The organism is Lacinutrix sp. Hel_I_90 (genome assembly GCF_000934685.1).
Lineage (GTDB): Bacteria > Bacteroidota > Bacteroidia > Flavobacteriales > Flavobacteriaceae > Lacinutrix.
In genome coordinates this window covers 2,716,254-2,730,548 of the sequence record NZ_JYNQ01000001.1, presented here as the reverse complement: position 1 = coordinate 2,730,548, position 14,295 = coordinate 2,716,254, and the positions used below count along the sequence as shown (strand labels likewise).

At 34.6% G+C, this 14,295-nt stretch carries 9 protein-coding genes; 4 read left to right on the top strand and 5 right to left on the bottom strand.

All coding sequences use genetic code 11. From position 1 onward, the window contains the following. Positions 1-2 precede the first annotated feature (2 nt). From GQ46_RS12045 to GQ46_RS12025, 5 genes are all read right to left on the bottom strand, one after another. Positions 3-881 (bottom strand): DUF1735 domain-containing protein, encoded by an 879-nt coding sequence (locus GQ46_RS12045; protein ID WP_044402307.1) that lies wholly within the window; start codon positions 879-881, stop codon positions 3-5. 21 nt (positions 882-902) lie between these two features. Next, a complete protein-coding gene (locus GQ46_RS17200; RefSeq protein WP_197077355.1) occupies positions 903-2,336 on the bottom strand; it encodes a RagB/SusD family nutrient uptake outer membrane protein in 1,434 nt (477 codons plus the stop codon). A gap of 10 nt (positions 2,337-2,346) precedes the next feature. Then, entirely contained in the window at positions 2,347-5,508 is a 3,162-nt protein-coding gene (locus tag GQ46_RS12035) for a SusC/RagA family TonB-linked outer membrane protein (protein ID WP_052503475.1), read from the bottom strand. 889 nt (positions 5,509-6,397) lie between these two features. Continuing rightward, a complete protein-coding gene (locus GQ46_RS12030) occupies positions 6,398-7,402 on the bottom strand; it encodes a glycoside hydrolase (protein ID WP_044402304.1) in 1,005 nt (334 codons plus the stop codon). A 311-nt stretch (positions 7,403-7,713) separates the two neighbouring features. Next, a complete protein-coding gene (locus GQ46_RS12025) occupies positions 7,714-8,433 on the bottom strand; it encodes a DUF547 domain-containing protein (protein WP_044405006.1) in 720 nt (239 codons plus the stop codon). Positions 8,434-8,709: 276 nt separating this feature from the next. Here GQ46_RS12025 and GQ46_RS12020 point away from each other — a divergent pair, with 276 nt between their 5' ends. From GQ46_RS12020 to GQ46_RS12005, 4 genes are all read left to right on the top strand, one after another. Next, positions 8,710-10,014, top strand: a complete 1,305-nt coding sequence (locus GQ46_RS12020; RefSeq protein ID WP_044402302.1) for an NAD(P)/FAD-dependent oxidoreductase — start codon at positions 8,710-8,712, stop codon at positions 10,012-10,014. A 76-nt stretch (positions 10,015-10,090) separates the two neighbouring features. Next, positions 10,091-11,674, top strand: a complete 1,584-nt coding sequence (locus tag GQ46_RS12015; RefSeq protein ID WP_044402300.1) for a 4Fe-4S dicluster domain-containing protein — start codon at positions 10,091-10,093, stop codon at positions 11,672-11,674. Positions 11,675-12,108: 434 nt separating this feature from the next. Continuing rightward, positions 12,109-12,801 carry a glycosyltransferase family 2 protein gene (locus tag GQ46_RS12010; RefSeq protein ID WP_044402298.1) on the top strand — a complete coding sequence of 231 codons (693 nt, stop codon included), beginning with the start codon at positions 12,109-12,111 and terminating at the stop codon, positions 12,799-12,801. A 53-nt stretch (positions 12,802-12,854) separates the two neighbouring features. Next, positions 12,855-14,288: a cellulose synthase family protein gene (locus tag GQ46_RS12005; protein ID WP_044402296.1), complete on the top strand. Its 1,434-nt coding sequence runs from the start codon at positions 12,855-12,857 to the stop codon at positions 14,286-14,288. Positions 14,289-14,295 lie beyond the last annotated feature (7 nt).

Below are 14,295 nucleotides of genomic sequence, written 5' to 3'. Positions count from 1 at the left end.
ATTTATAATTTTGTTAAGGTAAAACTTTGGTTTTCAAAAGGAACACTATTACAAGATCCATTGATGTCATCAATAACATTAATGGTTATTGATGTATCATCATTAATATCATACGTGGAAGGTCTGTTAGGGTCATTTACTACAGTAATATTAGTAATACCATTACAGCTTAAATCTGTAATCACTTGATTTGAAAGCAATGCAGTTCCACCACAAGATAAGTCAATAACAAATTCGAAAGGCCCATTAAAACCATCACAAGAACCTGGAGCATAGCGCGCTTCAAAAACACGTTTAGATTGAGACTCTCCTATAGACACTTCTACTTCTACATTATCTCCAATAAAAGATGGAAGTGGACCTCCACAAGAGATATTAGCAAGAGGACTGTTTAATAAATAGGTTCCCACTAAATAATTCTCAGGAATGGGACATATTTGTATGATTTTAAGGGTATGCGTTTGATCTACAATGCTAATGTTATCAAAACTTGCTGAAGTGATTTCAAATTGCACCGTAAGTGTTTCATCGCTTTCCAAGCCTGAAGAATCTATAGTAAAAGTAAGATTACCTTTAAGTTCATTAGCTGGAATAGTAACGACCCCATTAAAGCTATACTGATTTGGATTAGCAGGTGTTAGGTTAGTCCCTGTGATAGGAGTTACCTCAACATTTACTGTTCTATCTGAAGGCGCATAAGTACTTACACTTAAAGGTATTTCAATAACAGCTTGTCCCCCGTCTGAGAGTTCTAATATCGATATATTAGATTCAAATTGGATTAAGGATTGACTATTATTCACGTCATATTGTGGTGTTTCTTGTTCTCCGCAAGAAGCGATAAGCAAACAAGAAATAATGATAAAAGCTATTTTTTTCATTTTATAATTGGATTTAAAATATTAATATCCCGGATTTTGTTGACCACTAATTGCTGAGTTACCAGCGATTTCCGATTGTGGTATTGGGAAAGTATATTTATAAAATTCATTAGTATTAAGCGTACAAGCATTAAGAGGTAGACAATCTACTGGATCTCTGTCTATGCCAGACGGTGATAGTCTTTTAAGATCTAAATATCTGTGCCCTTCAAAAGCAAGCTCTATACGTCTTTCTTTTAAAACGGCTGTTAAAGCTTCTTCACTATTAGCATATGTATCTAATACCGTAGTATTTAAAGATCTAGCATCTCTTAGTTCTTTTAATGTCTGTGCTGCAGTAGTGAAATCTGTTCTTGCTTGCGCTTCTGCTTTAATAAGGTACATTTCTGATATTCTAAAATACTTGTAATCATTAACTGTAGAACCATCAGACCCTGGATATTTTCCAATTAACAAAATGTCATTAACACCACCATTAGTATCATAAGAAGGATCGATTTCAGATTGAAATTGCACAATCATATTGTATCTTATATCTGTTGGGTCTAATTGGTTAAATAATGCGCGTCCTAGTTCCATAAATGGACCTCCATTAATACCTGGGCTAGAAAAATAAAAATTACCACTAATAGCTGCACCATTACTTATGTTACGATCTCCAGTAAAAATCGATTCAATTCTATTGGCATCTTGAAAAAACTCAAAGTATTCTATTCTAGAAGCTAAAGGAAACACATCTATTAATGCTTGTGCTTTGGTATTCGACAAAGGATAGTCGCCTCTATACAATGCCATTCTTGCTTCTAAAGCAGTAATAAAATAGCTCGTGATATATATGGAATTGGTTCTCGTTGCATCTAAATTCTCTTTAGCAAAACTAAGATCACTATTTATAAAATCGAAAATCTCTCCATTAGAAACTCTAGGGAATTCTTCAGATGTTGAAGGCACACGATCAATTTTCATGACTCCTAATGCATTATCATCTGTAAGATCTGTAGAAAAATAGCTAAGGAGCTCAAAATATTCTGCTGCTCTAATAGTATATAATTGAGCTAAAATATCATTAAATTCAGCTTCTTCTTCTTCTGTAACTGTTAAAAGGTTTCCAGCTTCAATAATTCTGTTAACTCTATTAATAGTTCTGTAATTGTTAAGCCATAAATTGGTAGGAATTTCACTAACTGCGTTTAATTGAAATTGTAATAATTCTACATTTTGCCCTCCGTTTTCAAAACCTAATGCCGTTTCGTCTGTGAAAAAACTACTTATTTGTATAGCTTCATCTGTATTTAGGCCATAATAAACATCATTTAAGCCCAACTGTAAGTCAGCGACACTATTAAATGTGTTTTCTGCAGGTATTTCACCTGGTTGCTCAAAGTTTACTGAATCCTCACAGGATACAATTGTAAGACTAAAGAGTATTATAAATAAATTATATATTGTTTTCATTTTATTTTTTTTATAATTTAACATCAAGTCCGAAAGTTATTATTCGAGGCGTAGGATAATTAGCAAAATCAAATCTTCTACCAATATTTGACTCGACGTCTAAAGCTTGCCATTTTGACCATGTTATTAAATTTTCGCCTTGCAAATACAAGCGTAAGCCTTTTAAACGGACTTCTTTAAGATATTTTTCTGGTAAATTATACCCAATAGATAAGTACCTCAACCTAACATAAGAGGCATCATGTAAAAACTTATCAGATCCAAAATTATTTTGCTTACTATTTAAACCTTCCACAGTTGTGATTGCGTTTTCTGGAGTCCAAGCTTGGTTGTAATTAGCAGAGACATTAAAATTTTGTGCCTGCAAAGGACTTTGTTGGAAGAATCGCTGTTGGTCATTATATCTTTTGTAATTACCTACAAAAGAAAAGTTAGACTGTAAGAAAAAACCTTTGTAACCTAAGTCGAAACCAAAGCCACCTTGAATTTTAGGAAGGGCATCATCATTAATAACACGATCACTAGAATTAAATTCTTCAGTAATATTTCCTTCTTTATCTCTATATAATGCATTACCATTTGCTGGATTCACACCAACGTAAGGCACTAAGTAATGTGCCCCTACTGGGTGACCTACAGCATTTATGGTTGCTCCAAAATCCTGATCTCCTGATTCAAGAGAAAGAATTTCATTTTCATTATAAGAGACATTCCCTCTAAGTGTAAGGGTTACTTTCTTACCAGAAATGACATCATATTCCGTGTTAAATTCAACCCCTCTGTTTCTTAATTCACCGCCATTGGTATTGATTGCATATTGACCATTAGCCGCAGAAATATTACTAGCGGTAAAGAGGTCTTCAGTATTTTTACTGTAAACATCTAAAGCGCCGCGAAACCTGTTATTGAATAAGCCGTAATCGATTCCTATGTTCGTTTGTTTAATTGTTTCCCATTTAGTATCTGGAGAACCTAAAGAAAGGAAATTATAACTAACGGTGTTGTTGTAACCATTACCAGTATCATAAAGTGTTCTTGTAACGTCTGCTTGTCCTAAAATATCAGAGCCTCCAATTCTTTCATTACCACTACTACCGTAAGACGCTCTTAATTTTAGGTCACTTATGATAGACTCAGGACCTATAAAAGTCTCTCTTCCAATGTTCCATCTAGCAGATACCGAATAAAAAGTCCCCCATTTGTTATCTCCTACAAACCTAAATGAAGCATCTCTTCTTAAGTTTGCAAAAATTCCAAAGCGATTATCAAAATCGTATTCTACAAGTGCAAAATAAGAGTATAACCCTGATTTGTTTTTTCCAGAATTCACTAGAGGTATGTAAGGATAAATTCCATTTTCTTCTCTATCGCCGTTAACAAAACTATTACCGTCACCAGGAGAAAAATTTATAGCATTAAGTCCAAATTGTGTAAAACCAAAGCTTTTTCTAGAAAAATTATAGTTTTCGAAGAAAACAGACGTTTCTAATTCGTGTTTCCCAAAACGTTTATTATAAACAAGAGAAAGGTTGGTATTAACCCCTAAATCTCTGGCGAAAGATTCTCCTTGTTTTCCTTGAATATCTGCGCCTCCAATATAGAAACGGCTGTTAGAAGATTCTGGGTGTACAACATCAAGAGATTCTGTCTGATTATAATCTGCTCCTATATTGGCATTGAATGTTAAATCTTTTAATAATTTATAGCTAATATTAGCATTGATAACGGTTTTTAAGTTTTTATTAAAAACACCATTTTTATAGCGTATACTATTAAGAATCACATAAGGTGACAATGAAAATGGATAGGCAGCATCGCTATCAATGGAGTCATCATTAATACTCCCATCTAGACGATAAGGGTTTAAATACGGTTGTCCAAATATAGCTCCTACAATAGGATTTGAAAAAACTGAACCACTACCAATATCTGTAGCTGTATCAGACTCAGACAACGCTGTACTAGCGTGTATCGCATAGCTAAATTTATCGTTTTCATTTTTACCACTTAAGTTCGCTCTAAAGGTATAGCGCTCTAAGCCAGTTCCTCTGATAATCCCTTCTTGTTTTGAGTACCCAAGAGAAACATACGATTTATGGTTTTCGCCTCCTGTGGTAATGCCTATTTGATGATTTGCGGTCTCCCCTTCCTGAAAAATAAAATCGGTCCAGTCTGTATTGTTTTGATTTGCTAAAATGTCTATTTCAGCAGCTGTAAGTTCTGAACCTGTACCAATATTAAGCCTTTTTTGAAAATTCAATAAATCTCTAGAATTCATTAAATTAAAATTGTTTTTTTGCTTAAATGACTTACCAAAAGAAGTAGAATAATCAACCTGTAAACCGGTTTCATATTTTCCATTTTTAGTGGTTATAATGATAACACCATTGGCGCCTCTATTTCCATAAGCAGCAGCAGAGGCGGCATCTTTTAAAACAGTAACACTTTCCACATCGTTAGGGTTTATTCCTGAAAAACTAAAAGAATCTACAGGAACACCATCGATAACAAATAAGGGTCTTAAGTTTCCACTTAAAGAACCTACGCCTCTAATAATAACCGAAGGAGAAGCACCTGGCTGACCAGACCCGCTACTCACATTTAATCCAGAAACTTTTGCCTGTAATGCGTTTAACACTAAAATATTTGGTTTGTTCTCTATTTCAGATGACGATACGGTTGCAATCGCTGATGTATTTTTTGAAGTTGTCGTGTTTCGATACGCCTGAACAACCACCTCTTCTAATTGCTCTAATCGTTCTTCTAATTCAACAACAATGTTTTGTCGGTCAAAAACGGTTCTTTCTATAGTTACATAGCCCATGTACGAAAACACAAGTACATTATCAGACGTAGCTTCTATTTCAAAGCCCCCATCAAAACCTGTTGTTACACCCATATCGGTGCCTTTAATTAAAACAGCAACACCTACTAATGGCATGCCATTAGTATCGGTCACCTTACCGCTTACTTGTCTTTGTACACTATAAGTTTGCATCTGATAAGTAGTTTGTAAAACAGAAGCATAAACTATTGTTTTGTTTTTTAAAGCAAAACTATTGTCCGTCTGACCAAATAGGGTGACAAACAAAAAAATACTAATAGATTTAGTTTTTAAATCTAATTTGAAGAACACGGAGTTTTTCCCTATTCCTTCAAGAAGGTTTTTCATAATTTTAAGTATTATTGGAGTGAATGGTTTTTAATATTTTATTTAAATGGTTAAGTAAGGTATCCTTTACTCTTGTTAATAGTGTTTATTAATAATTCGAATTTGACTGTTCTTTTTTTAAAAACTAAATAGGTATGTAGTTCTTGAAGAAAAAATTCAGCGTGCGAAATTACATGTTTTTTTTAATGATTTAGTAAACAAGCCGACAGCCACGTCTGTTAGAAGTAATCCTGAAAAGATGTTAATTAATTAATTAATTCTAACTAGGAACTTATTTTTTTACTAAAAAACACGTGTTTTTAACTAAAAAACAACTGAATAACTCTAGAAAAGTGTGTTAATTAAATAAGTGAAAAAGATCAAAAACCATGACTAATAATCAATAATTCGTGGGTTTATACCACGAAAAGCATTAGTATATACGAGTTGTAAAAGCTAAGCTTACCTGTTTATCTATATTTGTGTTAAAATTATTGGAATTATGTTAATTCGATGATAAGTAACATCTGAACGACAAATAGACACATGTCTCGAAACTCAATAGCATAGGTCTCTCCAATTTCAAACATCGGCTAAAAAACTTTCGCCCTTTTTGGTAACCGATTTATGCTAAAAAAGCATAACTCCTCCATTGAAAAAAGAATATTAAAAAAAATCAAATAAATACTATTAAAGTAATTTATTGTAACGAAAAGATTTTAAACCAGGCACAGAATTAGGAGTTAATCCCATTTAAAAATGGGAACCACCACAAAAAATTAAATCATGAATAGATTATAAGGTCACTCCGAATAATAAAAAATAATTTTTGTAAGACTTTAAGAGACACTTTCTTAAACTAACATCACTTAAAGCTATGATGACTCCTAGTATATTAATCATACTTCCTTTAGTTTAAAATATAGTAATCTTTTATTACTTTCTCAACCGGTTTATTTTGCGGTGTAAATTGTGAATTACTTTGACCTCCGCTGGATTGATGATCATGAAACCACTTCCAAACAAATCCGCCAGCAAACCAATCTTCTTTCCAAAAAGTTTCAAATAATGCTTTTGTGGTGTTGGTTTGTGCTTCTAAATTTACGTTAGTCATACTACGATCAAATTTCCAAGGTTCCTTTCCCGTAAAATCAACACTTCTATAGCCAAACTCTGTAAAAACTACAGGTTTTTTATAGCGATCTGATACGTCTTTTATCGCTACTTTATGTGTTTTCCAACCTTCTAAACACTCAGCAACTGTTGGCGTTTTACTATTGCTCACTGGAAAATAGGCATCTATGCCAATATAATCTAAGGTCGACCAAAACGGAGTACGTTTATATTCATCCCAATTGGCAGCATAAGTAAGTTTGCCTTTATATATTTTCTTAACATTAGTTATTAACTTTGTCCAATACCCCGGTCTATTCTCCACAAATTGCTCTAATTCTGTTCCAATACAAAAACTTTCTGCTTTAATTTCTTGAGCTAAATCTGCATATTCTAAAATAAAAACTGAATAGGAATCTTCTAGTGTTTTCCAATGCGCTTCAGTATCCATTTTAATATACCCCGTAAATTCACCATGAGAAACCCAAATTTGAGGTTTTAACATTATTTTAATGCCCTTAGCTTTTAGGCTTTCAGCATATTGTTTGGCTCCCGCTCTCGTTTCTCCATACCATTGTCTTTCGGTATTATGAATAATTTCTGGGTTTTTTAGGTCTTTTATAAACCCGAAAGGCATGATTGCGGCATAATTGGCATTAACAGACACGACTGGGTTAATGTGTTCCTCTGTCACAGGGATTCTTGAAGCTACAAAACTAACTCCATTAATTTTTGATGTTTGTGCAGTACAGGATTGTGCCAAACAAAAAAAGAATAAAAAAAGGCGTTTGACGTATTTCATACAGAATAAAATTTCTCTAAAGATACTAAAAGATCTCACTAAAAAAGGGGCTCAATTCAATGAATCATTGTGTATTGTTTTGTGTGCTTCCGTTTCATAAATCAACGAGAAAATCTTGGCTGGATATTTACAACTAATGCTGACTAGCCTAGATGACAATGCATTAGGGCAACTACAGGCTGTAATAAACTATCGTTTTAAAAAGCTGTATTTAATTTACTCTCACTTAATTAAAAGTACTAAATACTTATCATAAAGAAAGGTCGTTTTCAAGAACCTGCTACGCTTATTTTAATTAGCAAAACCTAAGGTTATTTTTGTTTGTTTAGGCTCCAGTTATAAGTAAAATAGGTGAGTGTATAGTCTGTTGGAATTTTTTTTGTGCGATAGGTATTTATAAAATCTATTTCTGTTAGCCCATTCCTAGTAAAATCTGTTTTGTACCATTTTAATAGTTCTGAACCTTCTACCTTTTTGTTCGCAGTATCTACTTTTAAAAAACGGCCATTTAAAGCCAATCTGGTTTGTGTTTCTAACTGCAATTCTAAAGTGTCTGGTAAATAAGCCTTACTAATTAACGGCGGACAACCCAAAGCCCCGCAAACCAACACAAAATGGAACCTTGGGTCTTTAAAATTTTCTCTTAACAGCTTATTTTCAATAGCATTAAGGGTAACGGCCATTCCACCTAAATTATAGGTCGTTTTGTCAAAAAATCCTTTATGATCTAAAGGGGAGTTTATAGGGTAGTTATCAACAATGCCTTTAATTACAGATAGATTATAGGCATTAATCCAAAAGGCCTGATAATTTGCTGCCGCCCCTTTTTGGACTGAGATGCCTTCCGCTATTTTTAGCACTTCATTTAAAGCCGTTTGATCTTTTTTAATCGCATCATAAGCTACTTTACCATTAATTACATTGGCTTTAAAAAAAGCCTCTGTCTTATTAAAAAAGCGGTCTAAATTTTGTGCCTGGACAGAAAAATCCCCCAAGAAAAGCACGACCATCACTATTGCTATTTTTTTCATATCCATTTCCCGAAAAAGCGACTATTTATTTAATATTGTTATAAACAAAAGGCTCAATTATTAAACCCTTTTAATCTTTGTTAACTTCGGCTTCAGTCTGAATTTCTGCTGTAAACTTTCAAAAAAAAGAGGATATCTTTTCTAGTGATGTCTAATCGCTGAAAGCTTACAAAACAATCTTAATTTATAAGCATTCTAAATATCTTACTAATCATTAAGTTCTTATCTTTAAACACGACAGATTGACAATACAGATTCAAAAATCAAACCAAATATATGGAACACGTTGTTATTATAGGAAATGGAATTTCTGGTGTAACCCTTGCACGACACATTAGAAAGCTATCTGACAAAAAGATTACAATCGTTTCTGCTGAAAGTGACTATTTCTTCTCAAGAACAGCCCTCATGTACATCTATATGGGACACATGAAGTTTAAACACACGCAACCTTACGAAAATTGGTTTTGGGAAAAGAATAGAATCGTACTTAAAAAGGGCTATGTCAAAACAATTGAAACAGCCTCTAAAACACTTCATTTTGCAGCAGGCGATTCACTAAAATATGACAAATTAGTCATTGCCACTGGTAGTAAACCGAATAAATTTGGTTGGCCGGGTCAAGATTTAGAGGGCGTTCAAGGTTTATACAGCAAACAGGATTTAGAAACCTTAGAGCTTAATGCCCCAAATAATGAAGTTTGTAAGCGTGCGGTAATCGTTGGTGGTGGATTAATAGGTATTGAATTAGCCGAAATGCTGGTTAGCCGAAACATTCCCGTGACCTTTCTAGTGCGTGAGTCGAGTTTTTGGAACACGATCTTACCTCAAGGTGAAAGCGAAATGATTAATAGGCACATTAAAAGTCATCATATCGATTTACGATTATCTACCAATTTAAAAGAAATCAAGTCTGACGAAAATGGGCGTGCAAAATCCATAATTATTGAAGAAACTGGCGAAGAAATTGAATGTAATGTTGTGGGTTTAACAGCTGGTGTGTCGCCAAATATTGATTTTATAAAAGACTCAGACATTGAAACCGATAAAGGCGTATTAGTCAATCGTTTTTTAGAAACTAATAGTAAAGATATTTATGCCATAGGAGATTGCGCGCAACAACGTGACCCTATTGGGCAGCGCAGACCTATTGAAGCGGTTTGGTACACAGGTCGTATGATGGGTGAAGTTTTAGCACAAACCATTTGCGATAACAAAATGCAATATAATCCAGGCCATTGGTTTAACAGCGCTAAATTTTTAGATATAGAATATCAAACGTATGGTTGGGTTTTTGGAGAAAACGGCAGACCAGATTATGAGCAGCACTTTCATTGGAAACATGAAGATGACACCAAATGTATTACCATTGCTTTTGATAAAAACACCAATATTTTTTTAGGAATAAACACCTTTGGAATTAGAATGCGTCATGAGGTCTGTGACCGCTGGCTGACAGAAAAACGAACTATAGATTATGTCATGAATCATTTAACTGAAGCCAATTTCGATCCGGAGCTTTATAGCCATTTTGAGAAAGACATCCTTAAAACTTACAGGACCCAATTTCAAACCGTGTAAATTACTTAACAGGTTTAAAAAAAAATCTAACATAAACCAATGGGTTCTTAAAACCACGCTGGTTAAAACAACAAAGATGAGTAATAAATTAAATCATAACATGTCTTTAGCTAATGCTAAGGACCTCTCTGCGAAACAAAAATTAGCTTCTGGAATAGGCCTTGTTGGCTTATTTATTCTGGTCCTCGCTACATTTAATGTCAATTTTGGTAATAAAACACTTTGGCTCACTATAGCCTTACTACTTATTTTTGCAGGTACGGTATGGTTTGCCAATATCGCCTACTTAAACAAAAGTAAAGGCATTAAAAATGATGGAGTATGGTTTAAATCCCTGTCATCCCGAGGCTTAATAGGCTGGCTTACTGGTTTGGCCCTTACCGGTTTTTATATCGTGCTATATTTTAAACCGGTTTGGTTAGGATTGGGCGTAGATGGGGCTGAAAACACTGGTTTAGTCGCGCTTTTCGATCCTTTGAGTCAACTCCTTAGCGGACGTCCAGCCAGCCAATGGTTTGTTTACGGGACATTGTATACCATGGCTATACTGGCCTTTGGCTATAAATTCATGTTAAAATACCGTCATAATCGTTACGAGCAAATTCGTACCGTTTCTGTGATGTTCTTTCAATTAGCCTTTGCCTTTTTAATCCCTGAATTCATGTATGTTATGAACTCAGACTTACCGTATTACGATTTAAAAAGTATTTGGCCTTTAAACTATTATAATTTTCAGCAATATCGTGTTGATGCGTTTATAGATGCTGGAACCATAGGCGTGGCCATGATTATATTTGGTGTGGTTTCTATTTTTATTATCACACCCATCCTCACCTTTAAATACGGGAAACGCTGGTATTGCTCATGGGTTTGTGGCTGTGGTGGCCTTGCAGAAACGGCGGGAGATTCTTTTAGACATTTAAGTGACAAGTCTCAAGCCGCATGGAAAGTAGAACGTTGGGTCGTGCATAGTGTTGTTGTTTTTGTGGTACTTATGACGACCGCAGTAATTTATTCTTATTTAGGTGATGATTCCAGTAAATACTGGTTAACAAAAAGCACTTTTTTATATAGCGTTGCAGGTTTACTTACCTTGGTTTTTGCTTTGACTATGATTTTTAAACGCGATGCATTAGCTAAAGACGCCAAATTTGGAGCAGTAGGCTACTTCGTTATCATACTCGCATTAATAGGTTTCCACATCTTTAGTGGTGATGGTAAAATATTTCTTTTTAATGCGGCAACATTACGCAGTAGTTATGGTTTTTTAATTGGTTCAATATTCTCTGGTGTCATTGGCACTGGCTTCTACCCTATTTTTGGTAATCGTGTGTGGTGTCGTTTTGGCTGCCCTATGGCTGCTATTTTAGGTTTTCAGCAGCGTTTGTTTTCAAGATTTAGAATTACTACCAATGGGGGACAATGTATTTCTTGCGGCAATTGTTCAACGTATTGCGAAATGGGAATCGATGTACGGGCGTATGCTCAAAAAGGTGAAAACATTGTGCGCTCAAGTTGTGTGGGTTGCGGCATTTGCGCTGCGGTTTGTCCGCGCGGTGTTTTAAAATTAGAAAACGATAGTATGGATGGGAGAATTAATGCGAAAGAAGTGTTATTAGGAAACGATGTAGATCTCATGGATTTATTAAATAAAAAGTAGCATTCAGTCGCCGTATTAGTGTCCAGTTCTACTAAAATTAAACAAAGTTAAGTCTGAGCACGACAAAAAAAGGAAAGCCATCTTTATGGTAAAGCAGCTGATTGTCTGAAATTTTATTTTCATATTGGAAAACTCGAAAAAGAAAGTACATTTGCAATAAATAAACCTACGGATTACTACGACGTTATAACCAGCATTGAACAGCGGAAAAAGACGGTTGTTTTGTCAACGGTAAAACAAGTCATCGGTAATTATTTTATGATACCGTGTAACAAATGAGTCAGGCGTACCCCAAAAAAGAAATCAAAAACGCTTATTATTTATCCTATGACAATGAGACATTAATTTCTTTTACTACGTATTCCGAAGAAAAAAAATAAAAGATGGACAGCTTTAGCGCCATTCAAAAAAGAAAATAAATTGAGCGCCCCTAAATGACCAAAATAAAAGTCATCATCCCTGCCTACAATGAGCAAGATTCTATTGCGCTTGTTATTCATGACATTCCAGAAATCGTTGATGAAATTATTGTAGTCAATAACAATTCTACAGACAACACGGTAGAACATGCTAAAAATGCTGGAGCAACGGTACTTACAGAAAATCGCAAAGGCTACGGCTATGCCTGTTTAAAAGGTATGGATTACCTCTCTAAACACTCTCAAAAACCTGATATTATTGTTTTTTTAGATGGCGATTATAGCGATTACCCTGAAGAATTAACAAAATTAATAGCGCCGATTATAAATAAAAACATCGATTTTGTAATTGGCGCCAGAGTAAAAAGACTGCGCGAAAGTGGTTCGATGACCCCACAACAAGTCTTTGGTAATTGGCTGGCTACGTTTCTAATGAAATTGCTCTTTAGTGCTGAATTCACAGACTTAGGCCCTTTTAGAGCTATTAAATACGATAAGCTATTAGGCTTAAATATGGAAGACAAAACCTACGGCTGGACTGTAGAAATGCAGCTTAAAGCTTTGAAACAGAAACTATCATATATAGAAGTACCCGTAAAATATAAACAAAGAATTGGCGTAAGTAAGGTGTCTGGCACAATAAAAGGAACTATATTTGCAGGCTTTAAGATATTAGGTTGGATCTTTAAATACAGTTTTAAAAAGTGATTATAGAAATTAGCATTATAGTAATTTACACGATAGCATTAATACTCATATTTATGTATTCGTTGGCGCAGCTTAACTTACTATTTAATTATCTCGGTGCGCAAAAGAAAAATAAAAAAACACCCTTTATGGATTTTAATAATCCTGATGAAGTGCCTTACGTTACCATTCAACTTCCCGTATTTAATGAGTTGTATGTTATGGAGCGGCTTTTAGAAAATATTGCACGCATTGATTATCCAAAAAACAAGCTAGAAATACAGGTTTTAGATGATTCTACAGACGAAACAGTGAAAACGACTTTCGATCAAATAGAAGGTTTAAAGACGCAAGGTTTAGACATTGTACACATTTGCAGATCAAATCGTGAAGGTTTTAAAGCCGGAGCATTAAAAGAAGGTTTAAAAATTGCCAAAGGTGAGTTTATCGCCATTTTTGATGCCGATTTCCTACCCAAAGAAGATTGGTTAAAGCGCACGATTCCGCATTTTGTAAATCGTAATGTTGGCGTGGTACAAACCCGTTGGGGACATATCAATCGTGATTATTCAACATTAACAAAAATTCAGGCCTTCGCACTCGATGCGCATTTTACTTTAGAGCAAGTGGGAAGAAATAGTAAAGGTCATTTTATCAATTTTAACGGTACAGCAGGCATTTGGCGTAAGCAATGCATCTTAGACGCTGGCAATTGGGAAGGCGACACATTAACTGAAGATTTGGATCTTAGCTACCGTGCACAATTAAAAAACTGGAAATTCAAGTATCTTGAAGATGTAGAAACGCCTGCCGAATTACCTGTCGTTATTAGTGCAGCACGTTCTCAGCAATTTCGCTGGAATAAAGGAGGTGCAGAAAACTTTAGAAAAATGATGTGGAAAGTTCTTAAAAGCAAGAACATCTCCAAAAAGACAAAACTACATGGTATCATGCATTTATTAAACAGCACGATGTTTTTGAATGTGTTAATCGTTGGTGTGTTAAGCATCCCAATGTTATATATTAAAAACGAATATGCGCATTTGAAACCCTATTTCTATATCATGAGTTTCTTTGTCATTAGCACCATTATCTTCTTTATCTGTTATTGGTTTATGTACAAACGCACCTATGGTAGCGGCCTCAAAAATTTCGCGCAGTACATCGTACTCTTTTTTACTTTTTTCTCAATAGCCATGGGCTTTTCATTACACAATTCTATAGCGGTATTAGAAGGTCACGTAGGAAAACGTAGTGAATTTGTACGCACACCAAAATTCAATATCAGCACCTTAAAAGACAGCTGGAAAGGCAATAAGTATTTAAAGAATAACATCTCAATCAACGTGATTTTTGAAGGTTTATTAATGCTTTATTTCGCTTTTGGAATGTACAGTGCTTTTGTGGTTGGTGATCAAGGTGGCGATTTCGGACTGTTTCCATTTCACCTCATGTTGTTTTTAGGTTTTGGTTATGTATTCTTCAAATCCTTAACTTCGAAAGTATAAATTTTAA

Excerpts from the sequence above, each read along its gene's own strand:
- GQ46_RS12045 (WP_044402307.1), bottom strand. The coding sequence starts at position 881 with ATGAAAAAAATAGCTTTTATCATTATTTCTTGTTTGCTTATCGCTTCT.
- GQ46_RS17200 (WP_197077355.1), bottom strand. The coding sequence starts at position 2,336 with ATGAAAACAATATATAATTTATTTATAATACTCTTTAGTCTTACAATT.
- GQ46_RS12035 (WP_052503475.1), bottom strand. The coding sequence starts at position 5,508 with ATGAAAAACCTTCTTGAAGGAATAGGGAAAAACTCCGTGTTCTTCAAA.
- GQ46_RS12030 (WP_044402304.1), bottom strand. The coding sequence starts at position 7,402 with ATGAAATACGTCAAACGCCTTTTTTTATTCTTTTTTTGTTTGGCACAA.
- GQ46_RS12025 (WP_044405006.1), bottom strand. The coding sequence starts at position 8,433 with ATGAAAAAAATAGCAATAGTGATGGTCGTGCTTTTCTTGGGGGATTTT.
- GQ46_RS12020 (WP_044402302.1), top strand. The coding sequence starts at position 8,710 with ATGGAACACGTTGTTATTATAGGAAATGGAATTTCTGGTGTAACCCTT.
- GQ46_RS12015 (WP_044402300.1), top strand. The coding sequence starts at position 10,091 with ATGAGTAATAAATTAAATCATAACATGTCTTTAGCTAATGCTAAGGAC.
- GQ46_RS12010 (WP_044402298.1), top strand. The coding sequence starts at position 12,109 with ATGACCAAAATAAAAGTCATCATCCCTGCCTACAATGAGCAAGATTCT.
- GQ46_RS12005 (WP_044402296.1), top strand. The coding sequence starts at position 12,855 with ATGTATTCGTTGGCGCAGCTTAACTTACTATTTAATTATCTCGGTGCG.